The 23,955-nt window shown below is 54.5% G+C and carries 22 protein-coding genes, 4 tRNA genes, 2 pseudogenes and 1 riboswitch; of the genes and pseudogenes, 13 read left to right on the forward strand and 15 right to left on the reverse strand.

Annotated elements, in window-relative coordinates; all coding sequences use genetic code 11:
* Nucleotides 1-67: 67 nt before the first annotated feature.
* Nucleotides 68-577: a 6,7-dimethyl-8-ribityllumazine synthase gene (locus tag CES87_RS07680; protein ID WP_128605657.1), complete on the reverse strand. Its 510-nt coding sequence runs from the start codon at nucleotides 575-577 to the stop codon at nucleotides 68-70.
* 115 nt (nucleotides 578-692) lie between these two features.
* A riboswitch (FMN riboswitch) is annotated at nucleotides 693-863 on the reverse strand.
* A 194-nt stretch (nucleotides 864-1,057) separates the two neighbouring features.
* On the opposite strand from CES87_RS07680, the gene ltaE reads away from it, so the two are divergent.
* The 7 genes from ltaE to CES87_RS07715 all read left to right on the forward strand — a co-directional run bounded on the left by ltaE (nucleotide 1,058) and on the right by CES87_RS07715 (nucleotide 7,026).
* Entirely contained in the window at nucleotides 1,058-2,062 is a 1,005-nt protein-coding gene (gene ltaE, locus CES87_RS07685) for a low-specificity L-threonine aldolase (RefSeq protein ID WP_128605658.1), read from the forward strand.
* Nucleotides 2,063-2,208: 146 nt separating this feature from the next.
* On the forward strand, nucleotides 2,209-4,833 hold the full coding sequence (alaS, locus tag CES87_RS07690) for an alanine--tRNA ligase (protein WP_128605659.1): 2,625 nt from the start codon (nucleotides 2,209-2,211) through the stop codon (nucleotides 4,831-4,833).
* A 91-nt stretch (nucleotides 4,834-4,924) separates the two neighbouring features.
* Complete coding sequence (locus CES87_RS07695; protein ID WP_077045934.1) at nucleotides 4,925-6,166, forward strand: aspartate kinase; 1,242 nt, start codon at nucleotides 4,925-4,927, stop codon at nucleotides 6,164-6,166.
* 186 nt (nucleotides 6,167-6,352) lie between these two features.
* Nucleotides 6,353-6,541 (forward strand): carbon storage regulator CsrA, encoded by a 189-nt coding sequence (gene csrA, locus CES87_RS07700; protein ID WP_002554426.1) that lies wholly within the window; start codon nucleotides 6,353-6,355, stop codon nucleotides 6,539-6,541.
* A 61-nt stretch (nucleotides 6,542-6,602) separates the two neighbouring features.
* Nucleotides 6,603-6,693, forward strand: a tRNA-Ser gene (locus tag CES87_RS07705).
* 108 nt (nucleotides 6,694-6,801) lie between these two features.
* Nucleotides 6,802-6,878, forward strand: a tRNA-Arg gene (locus CES87_RS07710).
* 71 nt (nucleotides 6,879-6,949) lie between these two features.
* A tRNA-Arg gene (locus tag CES87_RS07715) sits at nucleotides 6,950-7,026 on the forward strand.
* A gap of 19 nt (nucleotides 7,027-7,045) precedes the next feature.
* Here CES87_RS07715 and CES87_RS07720 read toward each other — a convergent pair.
* Nucleotides 7,046-7,564 carry a cell envelope protein SmpA gene (locus tag CES87_RS07720; RefSeq protein WP_128605660.1) on the reverse strand — a complete coding sequence of 173 codons (519 nt, stop codon included), beginning with the start codon at nucleotides 7,562-7,564 and terminating at the stop codon, nucleotides 7,046-7,048.
* Between the two features lie 319 nt (nucleotides 7,565-7,883).
* Between CES87_RS07720 and mgtE the strand changes: the two are divergent.
* Nucleotides 7,884-9,325, forward strand: a pseudogene (gene mgtE / locus CES87_RS07725) (magnesium transporter).
* 113 nt (nucleotides 9,326-9,438) lie between these two features.
* Nucleotides 9,439-9,898, forward strand: a pseudogene (locus CES87_RS07730) (transposase).
* Between the two features lie 287 nt (nucleotides 9,899-10,185).
* Here the strand turns inward: CES87_RS07730 and CES87_RS07735 are convergent.
* Nucleotides 10,186-10,512, reverse strand: a complete 327-nt coding sequence (locus CES87_RS07735; protein ID WP_077048487.1) for an Arc family DNA-binding protein — start codon at nucleotides 10,510-10,512, stop codon at nucleotides 10,186-10,188.
* Nucleotides 10,513-11,154: 642 nt separating this feature from the next.
* On the opposite strand from CES87_RS07735, the gene CES87_RS07745 reads away from it, so the two are divergent.
* Both CES87_RS07745 and mobV read left to right on the forward strand, forming a co-directional pair.
* A tRNA-Arg gene (locus tag CES87_RS07745) sits at nucleotides 11,155-11,231 on the forward strand.
* A 491-nt stretch (nucleotides 11,232-11,722) separates the two neighbouring features.
* The gene (gene mobV / locus CES87_RS07750; protein WP_128605663.1) at nucleotides 11,723-12,736 is read left to right on the forward strand and encodes a MobV family relaxase; all 1,014 of its coding nucleotides are present in this window, start codon (nucleotides 11,723-11,725) and stop codon (nucleotides 12,734-12,736) included.
* Between the two features lie 1,192 nt (nucleotides 12,737-13,928).
* Here mobV and CES87_RS07755 read toward each other — a convergent pair.
* The 4 genes from CES87_RS07755 to CES87_RS07770 all read right to left on the reverse strand — a co-directional run bounded on the left by CES87_RS07755 (nucleotide 13,929) and on the right by CES87_RS07770 (nucleotide 16,267).
* Nucleotides 13,929-14,141, reverse strand: coding sequence for a DUF4224 domain-containing protein (locus CES87_RS07755; RefSeq protein WP_128605664.1), 213 nt, complete (start codon nucleotides 14,139-14,141; stop codon nucleotides 13,929-13,931).
* An 80-nt stretch (nucleotides 14,142-14,221) separates the two neighbouring features.
* A complete protein-coding gene (locus CES87_RS07760) occupies nucleotides 14,222-14,404 on the reverse strand; it encodes an AlpA family transcriptional regulator (RefSeq protein WP_178081404.1) in 183 nt (60 codons plus the stop codon).
* 79 nt (nucleotides 14,405-14,483) lie between these two features.
* Entirely contained in the window at nucleotides 14,484-15,209 is a 726-nt protein-coding gene (locus CES87_RS07765; RefSeq protein WP_128605666.1) for a hypothetical protein, read from the reverse strand.
* A 50-nt stretch (nucleotides 15,210-15,259) separates the two neighbouring features.
* Complete coding sequence (locus CES87_RS07770; protein ID WP_128605667.1) at nucleotides 15,260-16,267, reverse strand: phage major capsid protein, P2 family; 1,008 nt, start codon at nucleotides 16,265-16,267, stop codon at nucleotides 15,260-15,262.
* Nucleotides 16,268-16,412: 145 nt separating this feature from the next.
* Here CES87_RS07770 and CES87_RS07775 point away from each other — a divergent pair, with 145 nt between their 5' ends.
* Nucleotides 16,413-16,667 (forward strand): ogr/Delta-like zinc finger family protein, encoded by a 255-nt coding sequence (locus CES87_RS07775; RefSeq protein WP_128605668.1) that lies wholly within the window; start codon nucleotides 16,413-16,415, stop codon nucleotides 16,665-16,667.
* A 67-nt stretch (nucleotides 16,668-16,734) separates the two neighbouring features.
* On the opposite strand, the gene CES87_RS07780 is transcribed toward CES87_RS07775, so the two are convergent.
* The 7 genes from CES87_RS07780 to CES87_RS07810 all read right to left on the reverse strand — a co-directional run bounded on the left by CES87_RS07780 (nucleotide 16,735) and on the right by CES87_RS07810 (nucleotide 21,773).
* A complete protein-coding gene (locus tag CES87_RS07780) occupies nucleotides 16,735-16,929 on the reverse strand; it encodes a hypothetical protein (RefSeq protein WP_128605669.1) in 195 nt (64 codons plus the stop codon).
* 68 nt (nucleotides 16,930-16,997) lie between these two features.
* Nucleotides 16,998-17,396 carry a hypothetical protein gene (locus CES87_RS07785; protein ID WP_128605670.1) on the reverse strand — a complete coding sequence of 133 codons (399 nt, stop codon included), beginning with the start codon at nucleotides 17,394-17,396 and terminating at the stop codon, nucleotides 16,998-17,000.
* 103 nt (nucleotides 17,397-17,499) lie between these two features.
* Nucleotides 17,500-20,286, reverse strand: coding sequence for a toprim domain-containing protein (locus CES87_RS07790; RefSeq protein ID WP_128605671.1), 2,787 nt, complete (start codon nucleotides 20,284-20,286; stop codon nucleotides 17,500-17,502).
* Nucleotides 20,287-20,289: 3 nt separating this feature from the next.
* Entirely contained in the window at nucleotides 20,290-20,556 is a 267-nt protein-coding gene (locus CES87_RS07795; RefSeq protein WP_128605672.1) for a hypothetical protein, read from the reverse strand.
* 393 nt (nucleotides 20,557-20,949) lie between these two features.
* Entirely contained in the window at nucleotides 20,950-21,189 is a 240-nt protein-coding gene (locus tag CES87_RS07805) for a hypothetical protein (protein WP_128605674.1), read from the reverse strand.
* Nucleotides 21,186-21,320: a hypothetical protein gene (locus CES87_RS32970; RefSeq protein ID WP_256590848.1), complete on the reverse strand. Its 135-nt coding sequence runs from the start codon at nucleotides 21,318-21,320 to the stop codon at nucleotides 21,186-21,188. The genes CES87_RS07805 and CES87_RS32970 overlap by 4 nt, the downstream gene beginning before the upstream one ends.
* Before the next feature lie 252 nt (nucleotides 21,321-21,572).
* On the reverse strand, nucleotides 21,573-21,773 hold the full coding sequence (locus tag CES87_RS07810) for a helix-turn-helix domain-containing protein (RefSeq protein ID WP_128605675.1): 201 nt from the start codon (nucleotides 21,771-21,773) through the stop codon (nucleotides 21,573-21,575).
* A gap of 116 nt (nucleotides 21,774-21,889) precedes the next feature.
* On the opposite strand from CES87_RS07810, the gene CES87_RS07815 reads away from it, so the two are divergent.
* Nucleotides 21,890-22,423: a hypothetical protein gene (locus tag CES87_RS07815; RefSeq protein ID WP_128605796.1), complete on the forward strand. Its 534-nt coding sequence runs from the start codon at nucleotides 21,890-21,892 to the stop codon at nucleotides 22,421-22,423.
* On the opposite strand, the gene CES87_RS07820 is transcribed toward CES87_RS07815, so the two are convergent.
* Nucleotides 22,420-23,631, reverse strand: a complete 1,212-nt coding sequence (locus CES87_RS07820; RefSeq protein ID WP_128605676.1) for a site-specific integrase — start codon at nucleotides 23,629-23,631, stop codon at nucleotides 22,420-22,422. The genes CES87_RS07815 and CES87_RS07820 overlap by 4 nt on opposite strands.
* Nucleotides 23,632-23,955 lie beyond the last annotated feature (324 nt).

Below are 23,955 nucleotides of genomic sequence, written 5' to 3' on the forward strand. Positions count from 1 at the left end.
GCCAGGCTTCCCGCGTTATCGTTGACGACCATCGCGAGCAAGCTCGCTCCTACAAGGTTTTCGATACTTAGACCGCTACCGCGCGCGGTTCGGTACGACGCAATGCACGGACCTTGCTCAGCGTATCCGCGCAAGTCTTCGCCGCTTCCTGGCCCTTATGCACAAAATGCTCGAAGAAGAACTTCTGATGTTCTTCGCCAGCATGGAAGTGGTGCGGGGTCAGGGACACGGAGAATACCGGTACTTCGGTTTCCAGCTGGACCTGCATCAGGCCGCTGACAACTGACTGGGCGACGAACTCGTGACGGTAGATCCCGCCGTCCACCACCAGCGCTGCCGCGACGATGCCGGCATAGCGACCGGTCTTGGCCAGCAACTTGGCATGCAGGGGCATTTCAAAGGCACCGCCGACTTCAAAGAAATCAATGTCGGACTCGTGATAACCCTGGGCAATCATTTCGCTGACGAAGCCTTTACGGCTCTGATCGACGATTTCTTTGTGCCAGCAGGCTTGAATGAACGCAACGCGCTCGCCGTGATGGTTTTTACTTTTGCTGTCGATTGCGGTGGGTTGCATGTTCTGACTCCTGTTTGTGTGAAAAACAGGGCGTTATGAATCGATTGGGATTTAAGGGTACGCAGGCACAAATGCCTGCGGACGGCGCTTTGGTACTGAGCCTAGGCGGCGCCAATCCCGTTCTCTCTTCATCCGGACTATGACCGTCGGCCCCGGGATCACACCGGGTCTGCTGACCTTGATGTCAGTCACCGCCGAAGCCGTGCCGTCACCAAGCGCTCGCGGGCTATGCGCATTGCGCGCAATTACCGCCGGTGGGGAGTTGCACCCCGCCCTGAGAACGTTTTGCCGCCAGAATGTTTGGCGGCGAAGCGTTTTTATCACATATTTCCTACATGCGCATTCATGCTTTCAGATGATTGCCATCGATTTTTCGCTGTATAAACCAGCCTTTTCCTTGATCAAGGGTTGATTATTCATCGGCATGACCGCAGTAATTCTCTTCTGAAGGGATTCCCCCTGCATACCGAGGCCAGAGTCATGAGCGTTATCGATCTTCGCAGCGACACCGTCACCCAGCCCACCGCTGGCATGCTTGACGCGATGGCTGCAGCGGCCACCGGCGATGATGTTTATGGCGAAGATCCGACGGTCAATCGTCTGGAAGCCGAGTTGGCCAAGCGCCTGGGTTTTGCCGCCGCATTGTTTGTCCCTACTGGCACCATGAGCAATCTGCTGGGGCTGATGGCGCATTGCGAGCGCGGTGACGAGTACATCGTCGGCCAACAAGCCCACACCTATAAGTACGAAGGTGGTGGTGCGGCGGTGCTTGGCTCGATCCAGCCGCAGCCGCTGGAAGTGCAAGCCGATGGTTCGCTGGATCTGAGGCAGGTCGCAGCCGCCATCAAAGCGGATGATTTCCACTTCGCTCGCACCCGACTACTGGCGCTGGAAAACACCATGCAGGGCAAGGTTCTTGCGCTGGAATACCTGGCCCAAGCCCGCAGTTTTACCCTTGAACACGGTCTGAAACTGCATCTGGACGGTGCGCGGCTGTATAACGCGGCGGTCAAGCTGGGTGTTGATGCCCTGGAAATCACCCGGCATTTCGATTCTGTCTCGGTTTGCCTTTCCAAAGGCCTGGGCGCGCCGGTCGGTTCAGTGCTGTGCGGCTCGGTCGAGTTGATTGGCAAGGCGCGGCGCCTGCGTAAAATGGTCGGCGGCGGTATGCGTCAGGCCGGGATTCTGGCAGCGGCAGGCTTGTATGCACTGGATAACAACGTCCAGCGCCTGGCCGACGACCATTCCAACGCACAATTGCTGGCCGAAGGCCTGCGGGCGGCAGGTTATGAGGTCGAACCGGTGCAAACCAACATGGTTTACGTGCAGATGGGCGACCAGGCCGAGGCACTCAAGGCTTTTGCCGCTGGGCGCGGTATCACGTTGAGCGCCGCCGCACGTCTGCGCATGGTCACCCACATGGACGTCAGCCCTGCGCAAATCGAGCAGGTCGTCGCGACATTCGTCGACTTTTCGCGCAAGTGATAGCGTTAGCCGTCCAATTGACCGTTTCTATCGTATAAACACGCTGTACCCCGCGCGCAGGGCCGATATAATGCGGCCCTTTGCCGTCGCTTCGTCTGTTGACGTTTCGAACAGGCCTTTGGCCGCAGCCTCCGTGGAAGAACCTAATGAAAAGCGCAGAAATCCGTGAAGCCTTCCTTCGCTTCTTCGAAGAGCAAGGCCACACCCGTGTAGCCTCCAGCTCTTTGATTCCGGGCAACGACCCGACCCTGCTGTTCACCAACGCGGGGATGAACCAGTTCAAGGACTGCTTCCTGGGCCAGGAAAAACGCGCGTACACCCGCGCTGTCAGCAGCCAGAAATGCGTGCGCGCCGGCGGCAAGCACAACGACCTGGAAAACGTCGGTTATACCGCTCGTCACCACACATTCTTCGAAATGCTGGGTAACTTCAGCTTCGGTGACTACTTTAAGCGTGACGCCATCACCTACGCCTGGAACTTCCTGACCTCCGACAAGTGGCTGAACCTGCCGAAGGAAAAGCTCTGGGTCACCGTCTACGCCAGCGATGACGAGGCGTACGACATCTGGACCAAGGAAATCGGCGTTCCGGCCGAGCGTATGGTTCGCATCGGCGACAACAAAGGCGCGCCCTACGCTTCCGACAACTTCTGGACCATGGGTGACACCGGCCCATGTGGCCCTTGCACCGAGATTTTCTACGATCACGGCGCCGACATCTGGGGCGGCCCACCGGGCTCGCCGGAAGAAGATGGCGACCGTTACATCGAAATCTGGAACAACGTGTTCATGCAGTTCAACCGCACCGCCGACGGCGTGTTGCACCCGTTGCCGGCTCCGTCGGTGGACACCGGCATGGGCCTGGAGCGGATCAGTGCCGTGCTGCAGCACGTTCACTCGAACTATGAAATCGACCTGTTCCAGAGCCTGCTGAGCGCTTCGGCCAAAGCCATCGGTTGCACTAACGACGCCCAGGCTTCCCTGAAAGTCGTGGCTGACCACATTCGTTCCTGCGGCTTCCTGATTGCCGACGGCGTGTTGCCGTCCAACGAAGGTCGCGGCTACGTGCTGCGCCGGATCATTCGTCGCGCTTGCCGTCACGGCAACAAGCTGGGCGCCAAGGGCAGCTTCTTCTATCAGATCGTCGCGGCCCTGGTCGCCGAGATGGGTGAAGCCTTCCCTGAACTGAAGTCCCAGCAGGCGCACATCGAGCGCGTGCTGAAAGCTGAAGAAGAGCAGTTCGCCAAGACTCTGGAGCAGGGCCTGAAGATCCTCGAGCAGGATCTGGCCGAACTCAAGGGCGACGTGGTGCCGGGCGAGGTAGTGTTCAAGCTCTACGACACCTACGGTTTCCCGATGGACTTGACCGGCGACATCGCTCGCGAGCGCAGCCTGACCATCGACGAAGAAGGTTTCGAGCGCGAAATGGAAGCCCAGCGCGTCCGTGCCCGTTCCGCCAGCTCCTTCGGCATGGACTACAACAGCCTGGTCAAAGTCGACGTAGACACCGAATTTACCGGTTACCACGTGACCAGCGGTTCGGCGAAAGTCGTTGCTCTCTATAAAGATGGGCAATCGGTCGACATATTAAGTGAAGGCGAAGAGGGTGTGGTGGTTTTGAACCAGACCCCGTTCTATGCGGAATCGGGTGGTCAGGTCGGTGATTGTGGTTATTTGCAGGCCGGCGCTTCGCGTTTCGACGTGCGCGACACCACCAAGACCGGCGGCGCGTTCCTGCATCACGGTGTGCTGGTGTCGGGTAGCCTGTTGATCGGTGCGCCGGTTGAGACTCACGTCGAGGCTGATGTGCGTCACGCCACTTCGCTGAACCACTCGGCGACGCACTTGCTGCACGCTGCGTTGCGTCAGGTGTTGGGCGACCATGTTCAGCAGAAAGGTTCGTTGGTTGACAGTCAGCGCCTGCGCTTTGACTTCAGCCACTTCGAAGCCGTCAAGCCTGAACAACTGAAAGCGCTGGAAGAAATCGTCAACGCCGAGATCCGCAAGAACTCTGCCGTTGAAACCGAAGAAACCGATATCGAAACCGCCAAACAGAAAGGCGCCATGGCGCTGTTCGGCGAGAAGTACGGTGATAGTGTGCGTGTACTGAGCATGGGCGGTGATTTCTCCGTCGAACTGTGCGGTGGCATCCACGCTAACCGTACCGGCGACATCGGTCTGCTGAAGATCATCAGTGAAGGCGGTGTCGCGTCTGGTGTGCGTCGTATCGAGGCAGTTACCGGTGCCGCGGCACTGGCTTACTTGAACGGGGCGGAAGAACAACTCAAGGAAGCGGCAAGCCTGGTCAAGGGCAGCCGCGACAACCTGATCGACAAGCTGACGGCTGTGCTGGAGCGCAATCGTCTGCTGGAGAAGCAACTCGAGCAGTTGCAGGCCAAGGCGGCCAGCGCGGCCGGCGACGATCTGTCGGCGCAAGCGCAGGACGTCAAAGGTGTAAAAGTGCTGGCCGTGCGTCTGGACGGTCAGGATGGCAAGGCGCTACTGGCGCTGGTCGATCAGCTGAAAAACAAACTCGGTCGCGCAGTGATCCTGCTCGGCAGTGTCCATGAGGAAAAGGTCGTTCTGGTTGCAGGCGTAACCAAAGACCTGACTGGCCAACTCAAAGCCGGTGATTTGATGAAGCAAGCCGCTGCGGCAGTGGGCGGGAAGGGCGGTGGTCGTCCAGACATGGCGCAGGGCGGCGGTATCGACGCCGGCGCACTGGATGCAGCACTGGCGCTGACCGTTCCATTTGTAGAGCAGGGTTTATAAGGCAGTGTGTCCGGCTCGCAGTCTAGTGGCGGGCCGGAACGCTGTTTGAGTGATAATTTGGGCGCCCTTCATGGGCAGAGGCGGCTTTGAAATGGCTTTGATCGTACAGAAATTTGGAGGCACCTCGGTCGGCACTGTCGAGAGAATCGAGCAGGTCGCCGACAAGGTTAAGAAATTCCGCGATGCCGGCGATGACCTGGTGGTTGTGCTGTCTGCAATGAGCGGCGAAACCAACCGTCTGATCGATCTGGCCAAGCAAATCAGTGGTGACGGCCAGCCGGTTCCTCGTGAACTGGATGTGATCGTTTCCACAGGTGAGCAGGTGACGATCGCCCTGTTGGCCATGGCGCTGATCAAGCGCGGTGTGCCAGCGGTGTCTTACACCGGCAATCAGGTACGGATTCTGACGGATAGCGCGCACAATAAAGCGCGTATCTTGCAGATTGATGACCAGAAGATTCGCGGTGACCTGAAAGCCGGTCGCGTGGTAGTTGTCGCCGGTTTCCAGGGCGTCGACGAACACGGCAACATCACCACCCTCGGTCGTGGCGGTTCCGACACCACCGGCGTGGCGCTGGCGGCAGCCTTGAAGGCTGACGAATGCCAGATCTACACCGACGTCGACGGGGTGTACACCACCGACCCACGCGTGGTGTCCGTGGCTCAACGCCTGGACAAGATTACCTTCGAAGAGATGCTGGAAATGGCCAGCCTCGGTTCCAAGGTGTTGCAGATCCGTGCGGTGGAATTCGCCGGCAAGTACAACGTTCCGCTGCGCGTACTGCACAGCTTCAAGGAGGGTCCGGGCACCCTCATTACTATTGATGAAGAGGAAACCATGGAACAGCCGATCATTTCCGGCATCGCTTTCAATCGCGATGAAGCCAAGCTGACCATCCGTGGCGTGCCAGACACCCCGGGCGTTGCGTTCAAGATTCTCGGTCCTATCAGCGCCGCGAACATCGAAGTCGACATGATCGTGCAGAACGTCGCGCACGATAACACCACCGACTTCACCTTCACCGTGCACCGCAATGACTATCAGGCCGCCCAAGGCGTGCTGGAGAACACCGCACGTGAGATCGGTGCCCGTGAAGTCGTTGGCGACACCAAGATTGCCAAGGTATCGATCGTCGGCGTTGGCATGCGCTCTCACGCAGGTGTAGCCAGCCGCATGTTCGAATCCCTGGCCAAGGAAAGCATCAACATCCAGATGATCTCGACTTCGGAAATCAAAGTCTCCGTAGTGATCGAAGAGAAGTACCTGGAACTGGCTGTGCGCGCCCTGCACACGGCTTTCGATCTGGACGCACCGGCCCGCCAGGGCGAGTGATGCGTTTGCCAAAGGGCGCGGTCTGACCGCGCCCTTTGTTTTTTTGAATGGCGTGGCCCCGAGGCTGTTCTTTTGCTCGCGCTAGTCAATACTCAGGCATGTAGTCCTCGGCCTCTTTGGTTGTAGGACTAGTGCTTTTTTTTTGCAGACTGTTGCCCCTGAAATGTAATGCGTGAGGAGAAAGGTATGCTGATTCTGACTCGTCGGTGTGCAGAAAGCCTGATTATTGGTGATGGTGAAATCACCGTGACCGTGCTCGGCGTCAAAGGAAATCAAGTGCGTATTGGTGTTAATGCCCCCAAAGAGGTGGCTGTTCACCGTGAGGAAATTTACCTGCGCATCAAGAAAGAGAAGGACGAAGAACCAAGCCATTAATTTTTATCGTTTTTATGTTTGCAAACGGGGAAAAGGTTGGTTAAGATACGCCCCGTGTTGCGGAGAGCTGGCCGAGTGGCCGAAGGCGCTCCCCTGCTAAGGGAGTACACCTCAAAAGGGTGTCGGGGGTTCGAATCCCCCGTTCTCCGCCATTATTTGCGTAGTACGTTGTAATCTGGCTTCTTCAGTAAGTTGTTGAAAATACTAGAAAAAAGCGCTTTACAAACAGATTGAACGGCCTATAATGCGCGGCAACAAATGCACTCGTAGCTCAGCTGGATAGAGTACTCGGCTACGAACCGAGCGGTCACAGGTTCGAATCCTGTCGAGTGCACCATTTAAGAGTTGTTTGCAGTAATGTGAATGACTTGGCTTCAACCAGTTGTGATCTGGTATAAAAACACAAATGCACTCGTAGCTCAGCTGGATAGAGTACTCGGCTACGAACCGAGCGGTCACAGGTTCGAATCCTGTCGAGTGCACCATACAACAGAAAGCCCGCATTTAATGCGGGCTTTTTGCCGTCTGGGATTTGGCTTTTCCTTTCATACATCCTCTCTCATCGAATTCAACGTGTGCGCTACGACCTCGCTTGGTTTCGTAGCGGTAGCTCGTGCTCGAATTCCGAATACTGATCTTGTCTGGCTTGCCGAGAGCGCTTTCGACGTCTTGCTGGCTCATGCCTGCGATAATCCGCTGATTGATGATTGCTTCGCGCCGCTCTCCGGCGCTGATCAAGTTCCCGCATCTGTCCTCGGCCGTGCCAGCAACGGTTGGATCTCTTCTTGTGGTTTTCGTGCTTGATGTTTTGCGAGCCTCCGCTTCAGGCATTAACGCTGTCATTGTGCTGCCAGGGGTGAAAGGTCGGACTTCCTGGGGCGTAAGGCTTTCGCCGGCCGTACAGCTCAGTGTAGTGAAGGTTATGTGCCCGTTGGCTGCTTCGCATCGGTGGATGGTCGTGGCGAGCGCCCAGGGCGAGGAGAGCAGGGTTATGAGTAAACAATATTGCGTGTGCGATGGCATCGAGCGTCCTCCGTGACGGTTCTTCTCAAGCGTAGCTGCCGCATTTTTTACGGCAGTGTGTTTTCTTTTCAGGATAAGTCGTCGGAGTTTCAAGGATCAGGACAGTGCTCAAGATTGTCTTGCAAGCGCTTGTTTCAGCCGCGATTTTTTAACATTTAAAACCGTCAAGCGGTGTATCATTGCGCCCGTCAGCCCCGCCGGGGCTTGTGGAATACCTCCATGGACTTACCCAGTAGTTACTCAGTAAACCGTTTTTCCAATCATGAATTGACTGATTGATCCTTCCGGCTTGTTCCACTGCTGGGAGTGGAGTTCGCCTATGTCTGAAATTGAAGTAAAGAAACACAGGAAAGCTTGCAGGACCGCCTCGCTCAAGTTATTGAGCTGTTGCAGCGTCAGCGAGTGGTTGAAGACCTGACTCATCGCCAGGAAGGTCCGCATCACGACCGGGTCGAGAACCTGGTTCACCGGCAGAACCTCGTAGAGTTGCAGCGCAAGCTCGATGATCTGCACTCCGCCGACGTCGCCTACATCCTTGAAGCCTTGCCGCTGGATGATCGTCTGACGCTCTGGCAATTGGTCAAGGCTGATCGCGACGGCGACATTCTTCTTGAAGTATCCGACTCGGTCCGTGAAACCTTGATCGCCGACATGGACGATCATGAGCTCCTGGCTGCGGCCAAGGACATGGACGCCGACGAACTTGCTGACCTGGCTTCCGAGCTGCCGCGAGATGTCGTCCACGAGCTGATGGAAACGCTGGATCAGCAACAGCGCGAACGCGTGCGTTCGGCCCTGTCCTATGACGAGGAGCAGGTCGGTGCGTTGATGGACTTCGAGATGGTGACGATTCGCGAGGATGTCAGTCTTGAAGTGGTATTGCGTTACCTGCGTCGTCTCAAGGAGTTGCCGGGCCACACCGACAAACTGTTCGTAGTCGATTACGACGGTGTCCTCAAGGGTGTGTTGCCGATCAAGCGTTTGTTGGTCAACGATCCGGATAAACAGGTTTCTGAAGTCATGGCCAGCGATCCGGTGAGTTTTCATCCGGACGAAGAAGCTTACGATGCTGCTCAGGCTTTTGAGCGTTACGACTTGATTTCTGCGCCTGTGGTAGACAAGAACGGCAAGCTCATCGGTCGTCTGACCATCGATGAAATGGTCGACCTGATTCGTGAGGAGAGCGAAAGCGAAGTTCTCAACATGGCAGGTCTGCGTGAAGAGGAAGATATCTTTGCGTCGGTATGGAAGTCGTTGCGTAACCGTTGGGCCTGGCTGGCGGTGAACTTGATCACTGCATTCGTTGCATCTCGGGTGATCGGTCTGTTTGAGGGTTCCATCGAGAAGCTCGTGGCGCTCGCGGCATTGATGCCGATCGTGGCGGGTATCGGTGGTAACTCCGGTAATCAGACTATTACCATGATCGTTCGGGCCATGGCTCTAGACCAGGTAAGTACAGGTAATACTTCGCGACTCATGCGCAAGGAGTTGGCGGTTGCACTGATCAATGGTGTGGTCTGGGGTGGTGTGATTGGCGTTGTTGCCTTCCTGCTTTATGGCAGTTGGTCTTTGGGGGTGGTGATGACCGCAGCCATGACGCTTAACCTGTTGCTTGCTGCGTTGATGGGAGTTTTGATTCCGATGACGCTCGCGCGAATTGGGCGCGACCCCGCAATGGGGGCCAGTGTAATGATCACTGCCATGACAGATAGTGGTGGCTTCTTCATTTTCCTTGGGTTGGCGACAATTTTCCTGCTCTAGTCTCTTTCTTCAAAAACCGCTATCCGGCGGGTTTAATGAGATGGTCAGCCTGACCGAGAAGCCCTGCAGGTTTACGCTTGCAGGGCTTTTCTCGTTTTGGCGGAGGATCTCTCATGAACACGATGACGCTTCTCGGTATCAACATTGGCAAACACAGTTTCCACCTGCACGGCCAGGACGCCAAAGGTCATCAGGTTTCACGCAAGAAAACCAGCCGCGGCCAATTGCTCAGCACATTGGCCCAACTGCCGGTCTGCACGGTCGTGATGGAGTCCTGCGGTGGTGCCCACTGGTTGGCTCGACAGGCCAGCGCGTATTCAACGGGAGGGAAGACGGTGCTGCAGGGAATCAGCAAACGCGGCGACAAGCACATCCGTCAACTACTAGTGCAGGGCGCACGATCCATCATGCAGCATATCGACAAGAGGGAATGCCCTGGGGCCTTGGGTTCGAGGGTTGTTGACGCGTCGCCACTCCAACGTCGTAGCGTGTGCGCTGGCGAACAAACTGGCGCGAGTCGTGTGGGCGGTACTGGCCAAAGGCGGCCAGTACGACCCACATCCCAACGCCTGAACCTACAGGTTTAATACCGGCTTTTGCGACGTCACGGCCCGACTGAGAACCTGGCATAAAAATCAGCTTTAGAGGCTGAGGGTTTTTCAGGACAGTCGGGAGCGGCTACTCATCGAGGGTCGAGCGTTGTGCTAGCAACGCTCACAACGAGCCCGGATACATTAGCGCAGGCCGGCTTTACCGAAAATAGCCAAATGAGGTTGCAGAAGGGCTGACCATACATTTTATGCTCGAATTTCAGGCAAAAAAAAGCCAGCGATTAGGCTGGCTTGGGCTTTCAGTGCGAATCAGGAGGCGTCAGCGGCCATTTCGGCATCATGAGCAATGAGCGAAACGAGAGCGTTTTGCTGGCGGTGGGAAAGTTGGCGAAAGCGTTGCAGTAATTCACGTTCATGCAATGAAAGCTCGGGGCTGTCCAAGCGCATGCTTAGTTCTTCGCCTAGCGCGCCTTCCTGAATAAGGCTTTGCTCAAGGCGCGCGATGATTTCGGAGTTCATGCTGCGGTGATGATTGCGAGCCACCTCGGCAATGCGCTCACGCATTCCGTCTGGCAGGCGTACGACGAACTTGTCAGCCGTACGGCTGGAATAAACTGCCTGTTTCAATGGGCGCATATATTTAACCGGTTAGTTCAGGGGAGCGGTTCTCGGGACTGGCCGCAGGATGTCTGATACGACAAGCGCTACAGCCAAATGTTCAACCTGAATTGATAGAGGCTCGCATCATGCCTCAAAGTCGCCAGATCATTGGCGTCAATTCTGTGACAAATATTGAACTGGATAAAGGCGTTATGCCAGCACCAATTATCAGAAATGCGTACTGGTCTGGAAAGCTGCCTGGCCGTTTTTCTGATCTGCGTCCACTCCCCGGCACTCGACGTCAAATGCCTGAGGGTGTAAGCCTGCGGATTCGATCATTGTCCCTTATCCTTACAGGATAGTGGCAAATTGCCGATTTGCCAGAGGTGGGCGTGCAGTGATGGCATTTTAGGATGGATGGCGGACTGATTTTTTCAGGTGTGGTCCTCCAGAGCGGGCAGCGGCGTTCCTAAGGGGCTGCCCGGCGATGGTTTCTGTTTGGTGTACTTCCGAGACGAAGGCGTCGTGAGTCGTCTCTTGATTTGTGCGGTAAAACTTCCTATCCCTAATGGAGCATCTGCCTACACTTAAAAAGCACACGGACGACATGACAAAGGCGGGCTTGCCCGTTAACATGCATGCCGTCTATCGCTCTGCGTATCCTCGCGGGCAATTTGTGTCTCAGTAGCTCAATTGGATAGAGCATCCCCCTCCTAAGGGGAAGGTTGGCAGTTCGAACCTGCCCTGGGACACCATATAATCCGGGCCTTTCAAGCCATTCTCCTGACAGCTGAATTTCTTCGTGACAGCAGGGTGGCAGCAGCAGGCCAAAGAAAGCCCCACCGGGAGATGCTCGGTGGGGCTTTTTTGTTCCTGGCCTCAGGCCATGGCCAAACCCCGTTTCCTGAGTATTGTGATGTGTTCAAGATAGGGTGCTCCGAATGCTTATGCTGGTATCTGATGCAGCCTGTGGCGGAGACATCTAACAGTGAAAACCGTCGGGGAATAACCCTGTTGGTTTCTCAGATTTCACGTAGCGACGCGCTCGCTTTCAAATGCTGAGCAGGGACTGAGACCAGCGTTGTTGTTGCTTCACTCCCTGCGAAGCAGGGCCCACCATCACGAAGTGATGTGTAGTGGGTTACACATTGCCGCCTTGAGTTTGTTCAAACTGGGGGGTTGCATTGGGTGATGCTCCAAGCGCTTAACTGACTGATAAGGCAGTTAAAAGCGACGGAGAAGCGCTATGGCTTACGCAATCATCAGGGCGAAGAAACTCAAGACCATGGGAGCGGTGTCGAGGTCGGCAAAGCACACGTTCAGGATGCAGCCCACCCCGAATGCAGATCCCGCGCTCACAGGGCGAAACCGAACGGTGGGGGCCAAAGGATCGGAGCAGATACTCGCTGCCCTGGTGCGCACGTTGCCGACGAAAAGGCGCAAGGATGCGGTGCTCGCGATTGAGTACCTGGTCACCGCATCCCCTGAAGCTTTCAAGCGTCACGGCGGACGTCTGGATGATATGGGGGACGGTTACTTTGCCGATGCGTTGAGGTGGCTGAAGACGCGCCACGGTGCAGCGAATGTCCTCAGTGCGACCATCCACCTGGATGAATCAACGCCGCATATGGTCGTTTACGTTGTGCCTATGACAGCAGACAGGAGGCTGTCGTGTCGTGACTTCCTCGGCGGGCCTGAGAAGCTCAGAGCGATGCAAACCAGCTTCCATGCCAAGGTTGGTGCTCAGCGTGGGCTGGAGCGCGGCGTGGCGGGTTCGAAGGCGAAACATGAGGCGGTGTCGGCGTTCTATTCGACCATGGCAGCAGCAGGCGAAGCGCCGGTGCTGAAGCCTCGCGACTATGCAGCCGCGGCTGTCGGCGTGAAGACTGGAGCCTGGCAGCGAGCCGAAGCCGTGGCCAGCGCCAATGCCCAGGGCGCAGCTCGTCACGCACGTTCAAAACAGGCAGTGCTCTCCCGTGTGCATGCTGTGAAAAAAGCAGCGTCACTGGTGGAAGATCGGCAGCGAGAAATAGAACGGCGGGAGCACCAGCTGCGCAGCAGAGAAGTGGATCTGGAACGGCGCTCCAGGAGCATTGACGACCTGGTGACCCAGGCCAGTGAGGCGGAGCAAAAAGCGGTGGTGCTCGCCGCTGAAAAGTTCGCCCTGGAGCATCGTCTAAAAATGCTTGAGAGCAGTCTGGCCAATGACAAAGCCCTGGCGCGAGAAGCTCGCCACGATCAGGAGTTCACTCTTGGCTGAGCGCATCGCCTAATCTCTAACGCTGAAAACGACAAACCCCGCACTGGGCGGGGTCGGTCGTTTGCAGGCTGGCTAGCGTTGCCCCACTGAGAGAGCTCAACAACGCCAGGCAGCTTGAAGCGAGTGTATCAGCCCATGGAGAGCAGGTCAGCCCATCTCCCAGGCCACAAATGGCGCCAGCGCGGACATGTCGAAAAAAACGGGCGCGAAAAAAAATCGTCGTGAAAAAGCACTTATCCCCCTCCCGCCAACGCGCTCTGCGTCATTTTTTTTTGCAAACTCACAGATAGTGAAAATAGGGCTTCCAGCTAGGCCCGCTGCGGGGCTTAGCGGGAAGAAGCCGATTTCATTTTGTGAAAGCTTTTTCAGTTATGTGCAAAGAATCTGCACTCGTTACCACCAGGCCCCCAGGCTATGACCGCATAGCAAACCCAATAGGAATAGGGGCAAGGCTAAGTTTTCGAAAACAGAATGAGTTACTTCGGACGCAATAAGCTGGCGTGTCCGGTTAGAACGAAACTCGGCTAGAAGCCGCTGTTTATGTGGCCTGCGGGGGATTCCGGCCTTTTCACAGAATTGCACATCTCCATACCTGACCAGGGTAGGAGGCGAGGAGGCTGATTAATCCGCTCACAACGCCGCTAAGCAAAGGCTCATTGGGGTTTTTTCAGGGGACTCATAGGGAAACGGTAATTTTGGTAATGACGCTGAGCAATCCAGCTGAACCCCTTATAAACCGTGGCTTTGAGGAATTACCTTCTGTGGTAATTTCTGGTAATCCTGTGGGTAATATTTCGGCAAGTGGTTGATTTTAAAGGGTTTAATGTTCTGTGAAGATTACTGGATCTAAAGGTAATGTTCTTACCAATTATTACTATATTATTACCAACCCTTAATGCTGTTAATTCATTGATAAATAAGGGTTTTTCTACATTGGTCAGGGGGCATTACCAATATTACCTTTTCCCCATGGGTCAACCTAAAATGGCAGCTATCCCTCGGGATGGGTCTGTATGGACTAAGGCTTATGAGCATGAGTGGATACCTCTCGTGTAATCCAAACACATGACACTGGCCGCAAAATAACGATGAATTTGTCTGCTGAGGTGGGGGAGGGATGGTGGAGTGGCGTGAGACCGTCTCACGCTTGGCGGCAGGCGGCCCGAATGGGCTAGTGCTACCCATGCTCGCCTCATAAAATATCGGCGTTGTACTTCTCGCTGTTGGTCGTCCTGAGGCCACCGGCGTAGTTAATGAGATCAATCGTTGTCCATGGCCCACAGCGGCCGCGGAAAAATCGGATGCCCTGCTCGGCAAGCGATCTTTCGACATCAGAGCGGCGCTGGTAGCCAGTAATACGCTGAAGGTCTGCGAATACTAAGACGTTTTCCATTCGAGAATTCATGGCATTAACTATCCTGCGAAATGCCCCAGGCAGCGGGGTGCTGCGACTGGGGCAAAATTATCAGAACGAATTGAAGTCACTCATGTGGCCTCGGTGGAACACCATTCGCCAGGATTTTCCTGCCAGGCGATGATTGCTGACTCACGCCATCCGACACGTCCTGGTGAGATGCGGACAGGTCTGGGGAACTGTCCGCTTTTCATAACTCGCCAGAGGGTGGTTCGAGAAAGGGAGGTGGCCTCGAGCACGTCTCTTTCCCGCATGAAACGATCCAGCTTACTCACGTTGAGCTCCTACGATCTGAGCCTATGCGAGACTCCTAAACTGATGGGCTGCTGAATCTCAGGACGCTGCCGTTGTACGCTTAAGTTTCTGAAGTGCAGCGAAGTTATCGACTACTGCTTCTTTCTGTACGGCAGGAGGCATAGTTGCCAGTGTTGGTGCCAGTGTGTCTTTCTCGGCCCCATCAAATAGCTTTTCAAGTTTTTGCCCGAGAGTGATCCAGGTGAGCTCATGGATTTTCGCTTGTCGTTCGTATGGGCTGTTGCAGCGGGAGAGCATCACCTCATGCTCGCTAAGACTTTTGAGCAGTACAGCGCGGGATAAAGCGAACAACTCCAACAGGATATCGAGCGTGCCTTCCTGCTTTAACGCTTTTGCCAAAAGGGCCTGCTGAAGTTCTTTGTTTATTGAGGTAGGAACGCCCACCAGTTTCAAGCGTGCCTCTGCCACTTTAATAATCAAGTTGTTTTGGATGCCTGCTCGTGTCTCGGCAGTGAGGCGTAACTTTTGTGCGTCCTTCCTGAGCTGAGAACTACGTTCAATTTCTTCATTGATTTTACTCTGATCGATTGCGCCTGAGCTGCCCTTGGCATTCCAGGAAGAATCAGTGCGACCGGCTTGACCTTCAAGCTCAGAGGCTTTCTGCATTAACCGTTTATCTTCTTGCACAACTTCGGTGTACTGATTTTGCAGAGCGATGTAAGCGTCTCTATCAGCCTCAAAACAAGCTAAGCGTTCCTGTAGTTCAGGACTCAGATTTTCTCGATCAATGGTGGTAAGTTGCATGTCGTTATTCCTTGGTAAGTTATGTTGCTTGCGCCCTGGCGCTAGGCTTATCACACCAGTTCTACGTTCTCAGCCATGGCGATTTTCCCAAAGTGCTCAACTACATAGCCTTCGTTCCGGCTGTTGTAGTCTTCGACGCGGTTGCGCTTCGGGTTTTCCTGCATGAGCACGCGCCAGCTGGTGTCTTGGAAGTAGATCGACAGATTGTCCCAGCTGGTGATCAGCACGGCGTTAACCGGGAAGAACGGCACGCTGAAGCTTGGTACACCGCCGTAGGTGTTCACGACCTTCGCACTTTCTATGCGTTCTTTCTCGGTAGGTGTACCCGCCTGTTTGGCATACAGCACAGCCTTGTCATGAGCCAGCAGGTCAGAGCCAATGATCGCGATCAGGTCACCACCACCGCGTAGATTGTCGTCAATCGCTCGCGTTACGTCATATACGAGGGCGTCCAGGTTGGCATAGTCGCCGCCTTCACCAAGGCGAATTTTGCCAACCTCCAGGCCCTGACTGATCACCTGGCCTGGCACCTGCTCACGGGCCTGTTGCAGCCAGCCCTTGTTGACATCTTCGAGCATGGGGAAGGCTTCAATGTCAGTCTGTGCGGCGCTATGAGTGCCACGAAACCCAACCATCATGCGATCTAAGGCGATCTGCTTTTCTACGGCATCGGAATAGCGCTTGTGGAAGTCAGGGAACTTAGCCCAGGCATCAACCTTGGCCCAAGGCAGGCTAACATCCGATTCGGTGGGCGACAGTTCATAAGTATTGTTGTCCAAACTGGAAAAGTCTTTTGGTTCGCGATCTGTGGTCTTGATGTTGGTTCGACCGGTCACAGGGCCGGTTACCCCGAGCATGATTTTTTCGCCCTTGATCTCACTAACAGGAATGATGTTGATACGTTCTAGGAAGTCGGATTTTGCCGTGATACTTGCATTTATCGATTGGGCAGTGCTGGGTTCGATAGTAAAATAATTAGCCCCTTCGCGTGCTTTATAAGCCTTGGCGAAAGCCTTTTGTAAAGTTGCATACTTGATAGTGCCGTTATTGTTGCTCATGGGTGTTCCCTATTTTGAGGATAAAGGTTTAAGCGGATTACTTGGTAGTCGGATAAATTTGAATGTGGGGGGGGTGTATTAAGTCTTGGTTGCGAGTTAATATTAACACAATACAGCTGTCTATCTAACAGGGTTGCGTTGATTTATGCGGGTTACTTGTCGTGACTGTGAGGGGAAGGCGTTAATTTCAGAAGTGGAAGAGCTGTCTTCTGAGTCGAAGAAATTGTACTGTTTGTGTTTGAGTCCCAGGTGTGGGCACTCTTTTGTTATGGATTTAGCTTTTTCTCATACTCTCAATCCGTCCGCAAAAAAATTAGATATTTCTCTTCTTGAGCGGTTTCGTGAGCTTTCTAGTGCTCAGCAGCTTAATCTTCTCGATAAACTAGACGAGTTTAGGTGAGCGGGTGAGTCTACTGAGCGATAGTTACAGAGCTTGTCCGGCATGTTCTTGAAAGTGTGGGGCTGAACTATTTGTCTGAAGCAAGAGTGTGTTGAGCGTCTTTAAAACTGGTGTGTCCGGCTATTCTTGCCGCTTTTTCGAGAGCTTGCATGTGCTGTAACTGGCCCTCAGAGGCTTTCTTCAGTTGCTTGGCCAAACGCTTGATTCCAGCAATGGTGCGCGGTTTATCGGCAGCTTCGGCGCTATTAATGAAAGCTTGCATGGTTCTGTCCTTTAAGGGGTAGATGCGGCGCAACTCTTTTTGCACCGCTTTGTACCGGTTGTTGAGTGTCATTGAATGGGATGAAGCTCGCCATTCACCTTGAAAAAAAGCTTCACGTCATCGAGGCGGTACCAACCACCAATTCCGCCTCTCACTACATACCCATATGGGTCTGCAACGAAGCAAATTGGGAATGGATAGATATGATTTTTTTGAATCATCTCTTCCGCTTGTGAGGCGTATTTACTGGACGGGTTGATTTCGGCGTACAACTGCTGACCGATAATTCGTAGGCCATCCGGGTTTTGGCCAGCTACGAAGGCCTTGAAGATCAATTGCACTGTGTTGTGCACGTATCGTTCACCGTCGTACTCGAAGTTTTGGCGCGAGATTTTTTCTTTCATCGCCTCTTCAAATGCCGCGATGTTCAACTGGTGTTCCAGCAGACTCTTTTCGTCGTCATGCATAGCTTTTCTCCTTCGGTTCATGTGCCAGCTGCGTTGGCGTCCGCAGCCTGGCGATTTACGTTCAACGGTGGACATCCCTTCCATCTGCAGCGCCCCCGTTCTGTTACTTTTTGAAGATCCAGCACTTGACCGTGGTCGGCCGTCCTGCAAGCGGGTTTCGGTTGTTGAACGCGGCACGCACTGCGCTGTGCACGGCTTTGTTCTCGATAAACCTGTGTGATCTGGACTCTCTGAGCAGGTCTCGCAGAGTCCCCACGTCAGCGAGCTTCTGTTTGTGCTCTGCAGCGCGCTCGCTGAACTCGTTTAAGTTGATCGCGATTACAGATGTATCGGCACTGTGATCGACCACAGGGTCTTCACTGAGCGACTGGAGGTACTCGTACACTTCCCAAAACTCAGCCACGGCAGGGTGATCGGAACTGATTGAGGCTTGCCGCTCGATCGCCATACGGACGATCTGAAAGCGTGTGGCGTTCACCTGATGCTCTTGCAGTTTGAGAACCATGCAAATGCAATCGAGCAGGGCGAGTAGCTGTGCGTGGTTCTTGCTGATGCGCTCCACACGGATATAGCCGCGCAGTTTGTTGCCGCAGCCACTGCAGGTGGAATTCTCATCGGGAAAGGCGCTTTCGCACGCAAAACAGTGGGTATGCAGGCGGCGAAGTTTTGACTCGTACTCGGGCATCCGCTGAGAAAACAGAGACATGACCTCGGCTTCCTTACGGATCGACAGTAAGAGGAAATGACTCAGCTTCGCACCGTCTAAGGCGTTGAGCTGATCTGCGGCTTTCCGGCTCTCAGGCGTAACTGTCGGGCGCAGGAAGTGGAGCTTCGTGATCCGCGTCATGATCGCTTCGTGCGCCACTACTGCGGCGTTCTGACTGATGGCGATTGCGCCTCGGAATGGTGGCTCGTACGTTTCGTTACCGGCCGTTTTGACCCCTTTAGTTGCCAGCGTGCCACCGCCATAAAAGTCCTTTAGCTCATCCCACTCAAAGGCTTTGGCATGTGACTTTTCGTCGCCATGTCGATCGGCTTCCAGAAAAACAACGGGCATGCCAGACACCTGAGCCATCAGTCGAGAACGACCTGCCTTGGTCGATTTCATCGGGTCGAAGCCTTCATATCCCTCACGGCCTAGCAGCTTCCACAGCAGGTTGAGCAAGGTCGTCTTGCCAGCTCCTGCCTCGCCGGTGGCCTCCATGAATGGATAGGACTGGAATTTGCCGCGGATCTGTTCACAGAAAAGCGATCCAAAGAACCAGACTAGGGCGACAATTCCCTGGGCGCCGAAACAGATCCAAAGGAGCCGAAGCCATTCTTCGTTGTAGCCCTTTGCATCCTGCACCAGCTTGATCGCGATCCCTTTCTGCAGGGTCTTTAGTCGCAGCTTTCCAAACTCAAAGTAGTCCTCGTTGTTGACTTGGTAGGCCACTCCATCTTTGATGGCCACGTCACCAAAGATGTAGCAGCCGTGCTCTTTGCTGTAGCCGACATAGTCGATGGTCGACACGGATTTGATTCCGTAGAGCTGGTCTTTCATAAGCTTGTCGAGCTGTTGTCCGGTGCCGGTGTACATGGCGCCGGCAGCCATGCCGAGCAGGCGCTTTTTGAATTCGCTGGCAGCAGCAAGTTGGCTACTGGTGAAGGTGTTCTTGACACTGCCTCCGTCGTGCGGGAAATCGACGCGCACGTAGTACCAGGCTTCGTCGGTGATTTCGTTGCGCTGGTAGTACAGAGCCTGGGGGTAGCAGTTCGCGATCTCCACCACGCTGCCGGACTGTTGCAGCGCCTTCTGGCGCGCCTGCGCCTGGTTGAGCAATTGGTCGTCCTGATCTTCGCTGTCTTCGATGTCTTGCATCGCGCGGTTGAACTTCTCCATGTCCAACTTGAACCAGTACAGGCGGTTGCCGAAGCCAAGGTGAAATTCGCCCCGTTTGTTCCAGTCGTACATAAGCAGCGCCTTTTCTGCCGCGTTTTCGGCGATCAGCAGCGCGCCCTGATGGCGCGCCTGCTTCAGATCTGCGGCGATCTGATTCGTGCGTTTATCGTCGCCGTCAATGAATACCCAGCGCTGATGCAAATCGTTCCAATCGGTCTTGCGTCCGTCGCGCTGGGGAATCTGAGCGGCCTCGCAGACAAAGCCCAACTCCCGGGCTTGGTGTACCCAACGCCTGGTGTAAGCGTGGGCGCCGGGCTCGTTGTCCAGCGCCCAAATCAGCTTGGGCAGTTTGCCGGCGCGCTGACTCGCCAACGCTTTCAGCGAGTCGATCGGGAAGGCGTTCGACGACATAGCAGACACGGCACTGATGTTGTTGTGCACCAAGGCAATGGCATCGAAAATTCCTTCGACAATCCATAGCTCTTCGACCTCGAGCACATCAACGCAAGGCGGGCACCACCACACCCCCCGATATGAATCGCCTGGAGCAAAGCGCGCCTTCATCTTGCCGAAGCGCTGGGGCTGATCAATCAGGCGTTCCCAGTAACTGCCTCGTTCAAGGGCGAATCGCACGGTGGCAGTACCGGCGTTGAGGCTGCCAGAGAAGTAGGTGTCCTGAGTGAACCAGCCAGCTATCAGTTCATATTTGAAGCCGCGAGAGAATTCCAGGTACGCCCGGGCTGTGGCTGTTGGATCGCTTTCGGTTGCCGGTGATCGCTTACTCCAATCCTCGAATAAGTCGTCATAAAGTTCTTTGACATAAAGTGTGTGGCCACACTTTTCCTGTCGCCCACAGATCACCATCCACGGATTGTCGTGGCGGGTGTACAGCTCTTTCTTTTTGCACTTGGGGCATTCACCGCCGCGCATGTAGTTTCCGGCACGGGGTTTCAACCCGTAATCGGACTCAAGGCGTTGCAGAACGTCGTGACGCAGATCGTCTCTCATAGATTAATTTCGCTGCTTCAATGTAGTGGGGAGGGTGCCGATCAGGCGTTTCTGCGTAGCCATGTAAGGACTAAAGGCGAGAATTTTTTTGTGTCGTTCCTGGGCGGGAACAAGCCGGTTCCGGTCGTCGTATCGAGGGTCGTTGGAGCGAATACGATGTTGCTCTGGCAGGTTGGCCAGATCCGTTCTGAAGTTGTACGGGGCATCGGTGGCTTTCTTCAGGCAAGCCGATTCCCTCAGCGCATCACTGCACTCTTGAAAAGTGTTCATCTCGATTCTTCCGTAAAGATGGGAGGAAGGTCACAGGGCTCGTATGCCTGTTACCCCTTCGTGAGGGCTCACATCACCGGTGGCCGGCCGTCACGCTATTGTCTTGATCGCCTCGCTACGGGTAATTTGGCGCGCTGTTGTCGCACCCAGGTAATCACCTCGCCTGCAAACCATCTTTTCGCCGCTTTCGCTCCAGTAGCGCAGGGCTGTACGCTCGTGGGGAAGTTGGGCTGAACGACGACTCTGCGCTCAACGGTGTAGACGGCTAGCTTTAAGTAAGCCGCGATATCCTGTGATGTCCACAGCTCGTCTTCAGCTGCTACTGCTGGACGCTGCAACTGCCGAATCAGTTCGTTGATCGAGCTGAGCAGATCTACCAGATCGGTTGGCGAGTCACCTGACATGGCTTTTCTCCAGAGATTCAAAGCGCTGAGGTCGCGACTCATAAACCACGGACTGAATAACAAGCGAAATTTCCTCCCCAACCGATTCCAAAAAAGAGGCGATCATCTTCGGGGTGTAGGTTGTTGAGCGCTGCACCTCACCGAACAAAATGCTCATCAATGTTATGGCGTCCTGAGCACGCTGTAGCTTGTGAAACTCATCTTCGGGCAGGCTGTAGGGACGATTCATTTATGAATCCCCACGCGCCAGGCACCGATGTTGCGCAGCGTTTCGAGATCGATCAGATAGGTGCTCGCTGCCAGTGTTAGCTGACCAAGTGATCGGCCGGCACGATCAAACAGGCTGATGGTGATTTGCATGCTTATACCCCTTGAGTTGTCGCGAGTCTGAAAGACGGCGATTGTTTGAATACAAGGGGTGCAGTGCTGGCATCAATTGCCAGCAGAGGAGTAAACTTTAGTGATCGCATGGTTTTCCCTAAGAGTTCTGTGCGGTGGGTCGGGTCAGTGGTCGAAACACTGACTCGGCACGTTTTCTTTCGGGCCTGTGATCATCAGGCCTCAATGTGATTTGCATCCCTTCTCGTTTTGCTCCCTTCAGTGCTGCAGCCATCACCTGGCGCCATCCTTAGCTACCCGCTCAATCCAAGCTTTCAGTTCGGTCATCAGGATCAGACGTCGGCGTCCAAGCTTGAACGCTTTGAGCTCGCCAGAGCCGATTACCTCGTAAATTCCCGACCGTGAATGGCTGGTAAGTCGCGCAGCTTCTTCAACGCTTACAGATAGCGAAGGCACGGTTTCTGCTTGGGTCATTTCTTTCTCCTTGAGTGTCCACATGGACTGTACGATACTGCCCGATACGTAAGCATAGTATTTGTAAGTAACATTCTATGCAAGCTGTTTTGTTTGTAGACACCTATGGAGCGCAGATGGCAAACCGGTCAAAAAAGGTAGTGATATCGGCACGGATCGACCCACAGCTGAAAGATGCCTTGGACATCGCTGCGAGTAAGCAGAACGAGAAAATCGTGAAGCTCTTGGAGGAGTTTGTAGAGATAGGGCTAGGTACCCTGACGCTTCCAAACCCGTTTCGAGAGGGGAAAATACGTTTTGGCAACGAGATTAATTTTCTAGAGGTATTTGAAGCTGTATGGGATCCGGATGAGGTGCTCTTTAAGCTAAGAGCGGGCGCGATCGGGCCGGAGTTTTGTGGCGAAACGCTTTCTCGTCAGGCAAAGGTCGTAATTGGCTCTGAGTACTTCAAGGGCGAATATGATCTATTCGATGATTTGAACGGCCATACGCAAATATGGGGTGGCACGTACGACAAGCACTACGTGAACCTGGAGCTGGTGAAGAAGGAATGGCCGATCATCGAGAGCTACATAGCTTTTCTGGATAACAATCAGCCACTAGTGGTTTCGTATGAGGATTACAAAAAAATGAGAGGCCTCGACAGCTAGATAAGCTCTACTGCCGCAGCCTTTGTGCCTGGTGCTAGATGGGCGTATCGAAGCGTCATTTTGATGTCTGAATGCCCTAATAGATCGCGTACTGTGTTGAGTGGTACGCCAGCCATCACGAGACGCGAAGCGAAGTCATGACGCATGTCATGCCATCGAAAGCCGATGATCTGGGCGCGTTCCAACAACCTTAGCCATGCGCTTTTAACGTCGTCCATGCGCTCGCCGCCTTGCCCTGGGAAAACATAACCTACCTCACTCGACTGTTCCTTCCATGCTTTCAGCGTAGCCAGCGACTCTTGGTTCATAGGTATATGCCGAGTTTCGATTGTTTTGGTCGTGTCGCCAATGATCGTTATCGTCTTAGTGGTAAAGTTGACTGATGGCCACTTGAGATCAAAAAGCTCGCCACGCCTAACTCCTGTGTTGAGCGAGACTATTACCATGGGCTTTAGGTGGTCGGTAAACGTTAGGCTCTGGAAGTCCGGCATCTGTTCCTTTTTACGATCTGATCGCCACTTGTTCGCTCTTTCCCGCTCGGCCCGGGCTTCATCCTGTCGCGAGTCGAGGGCTTCTCTTAAGCGCTTTGATTCATCGGAAATCAGATAACGGACTTGACCCTTTGAATCGACCTTGAGAGCTTTCAATTTCGCCAACGGGTGCTCACTGATGAACTCCCACTCCACCGCTCGACTGAATACCCCGCTGATGCTTCCCATCTTCCGATTGGCGGTGGAGGCAGCGTTGCCTGCTTGCAGCCAGGCTGTACGAATCTGCTCGAGATCCCGAGTGGTAATCGCATCAACGCGTTGCGCCATGATGGTGGTGAAGTTGTTGTCCAGAGTGTGTTGAGTCTTTTTATGTCCTCGATGGTGGGCCTTGAACCATGGCATGTAGTGCTGATCCACAAACTCTCTCAACGAGGGTAGGGCTGCGCCCTTGCGGCCTTGGGTGACGGCCAGCGGTTCGCCGTGGGCGTGAGCATCCGCAAGGTACTGCGCTGCCTCAGTTCTGGCCTGGTCGAGCGTCAGCACACCAACGCGACCGAGCGTGGCATTCTTGTTGCGTCCCCAGGTAACCATGAAGGATTTATGGCCGCTGGGTAGGACGCGTATGAACAGACCCGGTTGGGTCGTGTCGTGAACCCGGTATGCCTTCTGCTCGGTCACGAGGCTGTTGATTAGTCGCTGAGTTATTTTGGTTTTCAAGGTTTTTGATCCGTGACAGCACCGTGGCAGCAAAAATCACTATACGGTTCAGTCTTTTCGGACGCAACCAAACTATGGCGCCCATTGTATATGGGGTTAGCTCCGGCCTTGCTAGGCGCGATATGGCCCTCCTAAGGGGAAGGTTGGCAGTTCGAACCTGCCCTGGGACACCACCTTTTCTCTCCTTGATCTTCCTTTGCTCTCAGTCATTAGAAGTGGCGACTCCGATGAATCTTCCTGGTCCAGGTTTTACTACCTCTATATAGAAGGGGGCGGGGGCTATCCGATTTTTGCGAGTAATTGATAGAAAACCCAAATCAGAGC

This window comes from Pseudomonas sp. ERMR1:02, from assembly GCF_002277815.1.
In the GTDB taxonomy this organism is placed as follows: Bacteria; Pseudomonadota; Gammaproteobacteria; order Pseudomonadales; family Pseudomonadaceae; genus Aquipseudomonas.

Coding starts and splice junctions, on each gene's coding strand:
- CES87_RS07680 (WP_128605657.1), bottom strand. CDS start 577: ATGCAACCCACCGCAATCGACAGCAAAAGTAAAAACCATCACGGCGAG.
- ltaE (WP_128605658.1), top strand. CDS start 1,058: ATGAGCGTTATCGATCTTCGCAGCGACACCGTCACCCAGCCCACCGCT.
- alaS (WP_128605659.1), top strand. CDS start 2,209: ATGAAAAGCGCAGAAATCCGTGAAGCCTTCCTTCGCTTCTTCGAAGAG.
- CES87_RS07695 (WP_077045934.1), top strand. CDS start 4,925: ATGGCTTTGATCGTACAGAAATTTGGAGGCACCTCGGTCGGCACTGTC.
- csrA (WP_002554426.1), top strand. CDS start 6,353: ATGCTGATTCTGACTCGTCGGTGTGCAGAAAGCCTGATTATTGGTGAT.
- CES87_RS07720 (WP_128605660.1), bottom strand. CDS start 7,564: ATGCCATCGCACACGCAATATTGTTTACTCATAACCCTGCTCTCCTCG.
- CES87_RS07735 (WP_077048487.1), bottom strand. CDS start 10,512: ATGCGCCCATTGAAACAGGCAGTTTATTCCAGCCGTACGGCTGACAAG.
- mobV (WP_128605663.1), top strand. CDS start 11,723: ATGGCTTACGCAATCATCAGGGCGAAGAAACTCAAGACCATGGGAGCG.
- CES87_RS07755 (WP_128605664.1), bottom strand. CDS start 14,141: ATGAATTCTCGAATGGAAAACGTCTTAGTATTCGCAGACCTTCAGCGT.
- CES87_RS07760 (WP_178081404.1), bottom strand. CDS start 14,404: ATGCGGGAAAGAGACGTGCTCGAGGCCACCTCCCTTTCTCGAACCACC.
- CES87_RS07765 (WP_128605666.1), bottom strand. CDS start 15,209: ATGCAACTTACCACCATTGATCGAGAAAATCTGAGTCCTGAACTACAG.
- CES87_RS07770 (WP_128605667.1), bottom strand. CDS start 16,267: ATGAGCAACAATAACGGCACTATCAAGTATGCAACTTTACAAAAGGCT.
- CES87_RS07775 (WP_128605668.1), top strand. CDS start 16,413: ATGCGGGTTACTTGTCGTGACTGTGAGGGGAAGGCGTTAATTTCAGAA.
- CES87_RS07780 (WP_128605669.1), bottom strand. CDS start 16,929: ATGCAAGCTTTCATTAATAGCGCCGAAGCTGCCGATAAACCGCGCACC.
- CES87_RS07785 (WP_128605670.1), bottom strand. CDS start 17,396: ATGCATGACGACGAAAAGAGTCTGCTGGAACACCAGTTGAACATCGCG.
- CES87_RS07790 (WP_128605671.1), bottom strand. CDS start 20,286: ATGAGAGACGATCTGCGTCACGACGTTCTGCAACGCCTTGAGTCCGAT.
- CES87_RS07795 (WP_128605672.1), bottom strand. CDS start 20,556: ATGAACACTTTTCAAGAGTGCAGTGATGCGCTGAGGGAATCGGCTTGC.
- CES87_RS07805 (WP_128605674.1), bottom strand. CDS start 21,189: ATGAATCGTCCCTACAGCCTGCCCGAAGATGAGTTTCACAAGCTACAG.
- CES87_RS32970 (WP_256590848.1), bottom strand. CDS start 21,320: ATGCAAATCACCATCAGCCTGTTTGATCGTGCCGGCCGATCACTTGGT.
- CES87_RS07810 (WP_128605675.1), bottom strand. CDS start 21,773: ATGACCCAAGCAGAAACCGTGCCTTCGCTATCTGTAAGCGTTGAAGAA.
- CES87_RS07815 (WP_128605796.1), top strand. CDS start 21,890: ATGGCAAACCGGTCAAAAAAGGTAGTGATATCGGCACGGATCGACCCA.